Genomic DNA, 3,642 nt, shown 5'->3' with positions numbered 1-3,642 from the left:
AAACGAACGTTGCGGCGTTTGTGCGAGTATGATTTGGAACCGCGCTGGAGAGGACTTTCCCACGCCATATGGGACGCACCTTCAGCGTATTTCAGGCAGATCAGGCGGTTATCGGAGGATTTTATTTATAGCAGGATAAACGGCTGGCGTCGGAACCGACGCTTCACCCGGTCACTTCTGCCCGCAGTGCGGGCAGTTGACGGGGGTTTCAGCGCAGTCGGTTGTGGCGTCTATTCGGAAGATTTTTTGTGTAATTGGCGTCTGACGTCCGTGAAAAGCCGATGAATACAGACTTTTCGACGGCGTCTTAGTGAGAAAGAAGGCATTTTATGAGCGATAACAAGGATCGCTTGACCTACCGGCCGGAGCCAGAGACCAAGCAAAAAATAGAGCGGTGGTATCAGGAAGATAACTGCCGCAGCAAAAACGAGTTCATCGAAAAGGCGGTGAACTGCTACGCGGATATGCTCGCCGCAGGCGAAAGCACCACGCTGCCCCGTGCGGTGCAATCCGCCATCGACAGTCGGCTGAAGCTCTTTGAGGATCGCATCGCGTCGCTGCTCTACAAGCAAGCGGTGGAAATGGACATGGCGATGTCCATCCTCCTGCAAAGTCTCAATGTGAGCGAGGAAGTGCTTCGGCAGGAGCGGGCCAAGAGCATCGCCGCCGTCAAGCGCACTAACGGTCAGCTGCGGTTAGAGCAAAAGCTCCGTGAGCTGGAGAGCGAATCATGGCAAGGCTGATCGTCAAAAGTCCGTACATCAAGTGCGGCGGTGGGCAAAGTGCTGGCGGGTATCTCAAGTACATCGCAACGCGGGAGCGGGTGGAGATCATCCCGGATGACCGTCCACCTACACGAAAACAGGAGCAGTTCATCGCAAAACTGGTGGAGGATTTTCCTGACGCAAAAGAGCTGATGGAGTACGAGGACTATCTCTCACACCCGACAAAAGCAACGGCGTCCGCGCTCATCACACTGACGCTGGAATCGAATTGGGACAGGCTCTCCTCGATGGATGGCTACGCCAAGTACATCGCCCTGCGGCCCAGAGCGGAGCGGCTGGGGGAACACGGTCTCTTCGGTGACGATGACAACGTGGATCTGAGCAGAGTCATGGATGAACTGGATCACTACACCGGCAACGTGTGGACGCACATCATCTCCCTCCATCGTGAAGATGCGGAGCGGCTGGGGTATGACCACGCGGAGGCATGGCGCACATTACTGCGTACCCACCGCAATGACATCGCCGCGGCGATGAAAATACCGCCGGAGGATTTCCGCTGGTACGCCGCCTTCCATGACGAGGGCAATCATCCTCACGTCCACATGATGGCGTGGTCGGCAAAGCCGAATCAGGCATACCTGTCCAAAGATGGGATACGGCAAATCAAGTCCACGCTGACCAACCAGATCTTCCGTCAGGAACTGCTCCATGTCTACGAGCAGAAAAGCAAATCGCGAGACGAACTGGTGGCGGAAACACGAAAAGCCATGCTGGAATTGGCGAAGGCCATGCGGGAGATGACCTGCATCCACCCGGAGGCGGAGCAGATGATCTGGGATCTGTCGCGGCAGCTCGGTCAGGTCGGCGGTAAGAAAACCTATGGCTATCTTCCAAAGCCAATGAAGAAGTTGGTGGACGAGATCGTCGACCAAATGGCGCGGCTGCCTACCGTGGATGCGTGCTACCAGACATGGTGGGAGCTGCAATGTCAGGTAGAGGATTACTACTCCGAAGAGGAAAAGAGGATACGCCCGCCGCTGTCTCAACAAAAGGAGTTCCGCCAAATCAAGAACGCCGTCATCAAAGAAGCGGAGCATATTCGCATGAACAGATTTTCCTTCGAGGACGAGGAAATGCAGGATGACGGCGAACAGATCAGCACCTACGCCATGAGCTATGCGTGTCAGGATCTGCAAAGCATAGCGAATGATGACAGTTTCCCTCTGGAGGAACGGGATGAAGCGGCGGAGCGTCTGGAACAGTTGGCGGATGCAGGTGACGCCTACGCCCAGTACATCATCGGCACGGCGTACCATGACGGCGGGCTGCCGATACCAGACACAGCCAAAGCACAAAAGCTGTTGGAACGCGCCGCCGAACAGGACTTGGACGCGGCACAGTACGCCCTTGGAAAGATGTATCTCTCCGATGATGCCGACGTCCACGATTCTGCCAAGGGGATCTATTGGCTAAAACGCTCTGCTGACAACGGCAACGATTTCGCCGCCTACCGGCTGGGCAAGGAATATCTCAGCGGCAAAAATACGGTAAAAGATGCTGAAACAGCAGTGTCATATTTGCGGCAGGCCGCGGATAACGGCAGTGCCTACGCACAGTACCTGTTGGGCAAGCTGACCCTCATGGGTGAGGGCGTTCCCAAGAACCCAGACGCCGCCTACGAATGGTTCGCGGCGGCGCGGAATAACGGCCACACCTACGCGGAATTTTTCATGAAACGCATGGAGCGCGGCGAACAGGAGCCGCCCTCCGTCCTGTTGTCGGCCACCCGGCTGCTCTACCACATGGGCAATATCTTCTGGGACAACGCCCCAGCCCCCGCTGCCGCCGGCGTCCAAATCGACCGCAAGCGGCTGGCGCGGCTGCGGCAAAAGCGCGTTGCCCTCGGTCACAAGCCGGATGACCATGAGTTGGAACAGCAGCAAGGATTTTCAATGAAATTCCATATGTGAAGGGGGTCGAGGTGTTCATTTTTTGCGCCGCAATAGTCAAAGAAACATTTCAGAAAACAGTAGCTTTGTGAGCGGAGTTGTGGTATGTGTTGTGGTTGCCAAAAAGGAGGTGCCGCAATGTATGACTACATGAAAGCCCTGCAAAAGCGTTTCGACCATCAGTCGCATCCAGAACTGGACACCCAGATCGAACGTGCCCATGAGGAACTGCGGCGGGACATGGACGCCGCAGGGCGGAAGAAGCTGCTGCGACTGCTGGACGCACAAAACACATTGCTGGTTGAAGCCAAGCTGATGAGCTTCACGGCGGGCTTCAAACTGGCGTGGGGCATGGCGAAAGAGCTGGAGGCAGACGGGCTCTATTCCTTCGAGCGGGAGGAAGAAGAACGCATCTGCCATCCAGCGGAACAGGAGGACTAAATGGCGAAAAAACGTGCAAATGGCGAAGGCAACATTCGCAAACGCGCAGACGGGCGTTGGGAAGGGCGCTACACAGCAGGCTACCACCCCGAAACAGGAAAGCGCATCATCAAAAATGTGCTGGGTAAGACACAGGCAGAATGCAAGGCGAAGCTAAAGAAAGCCATTGAGGAAAGCCAAGCATTGGACATCAGCCGCGCAAGTGAATATACGGTTGCCACATGGCTGCGGACGTGGTTTGAATTATATGCCAAACCGCACATTCGCCCATCCACCATGAACTACTACCACCGAAACATCGAACAGCATGTTGCCTCGGCTATCGGAGACATTCCTCTGAACAAGCTTACCACCCGTGACCTGCAAAAACTCTACAATGACCTACAAAGCAACGGCAGGTTGAGAAAAGTTCAGAAAAAGAAAAAACCCGGACTGAGCAATTCCACTGTGCGCGGCATCCACATGATGCTGCACAACGCCCTTGACCGGGCGGTGAAAGAAAAACTCATCCTCAGCAATCCCAC

4 protein-coding genes are annotated in these 3,642 nt (G+C 55.4%); all 4 read left to right on the top strand.

The window, feature by feature from the left end; genetic code table 11:
- Nucleotides 1-329: 329 nt before the first annotated feature.
- Nucleotides 330-743, top strand: a complete 414-nt coding sequence (locus H8Z83_RS18765; RefSeq protein ID WP_187016423.1) for a hypothetical protein — start codon at nucleotides 330-332, stop codon at nucleotides 741-743.
- Nucleotides 731-2,698 carry a MobP3 family relaxase gene (gene mobP3, locus H8Z83_RS18760; protein ID WP_187016422.1) on the top strand — a complete coding sequence of 656 codons (1,968 nt, stop codon included), beginning with the start codon at nucleotides 731-733 and terminating at the stop codon, nucleotides 2,696-2,698. Before H8Z83_RS18765 ends, mobP3 begins: the two co-directional genes overlap by 13 nt.
- A 117-nt stretch (nucleotides 2,699-2,815) precedes the next feature.
- The gene (locus H8Z83_RS18755) at nucleotides 2,816-3,118 is read left to right on the top strand and encodes a hypothetical protein (protein ID WP_187016421.1); all 303 of its coding nucleotides are present in this window, start codon (nucleotides 2,816-2,818) and stop codon (nucleotides 3,116-3,118) included.
- Nucleotides 3,119-3,642 (top strand): N-terminal phage integrase SAM-like domain-containing protein (locus H8Z83_RS18750; protein ID WP_494546121.1); only part of this gene is annotated, 524 nt, incomplete at its 3' end. It abuts the gene before it with no gap.

The organism is Dysosmobacter segnis (assembly GCF_014297285.1).
Lineage (GTDB): Bacteria > Bacillota > Clostridia > Oscillospirales > Oscillospiraceae > Oscillibacter > Oscillibacter segnis.
The sequence above is the reverse complement of the archived record's forward strand: the minus strand, read 5'-3'. Positions and strand labels throughout refer to the sequence as shown.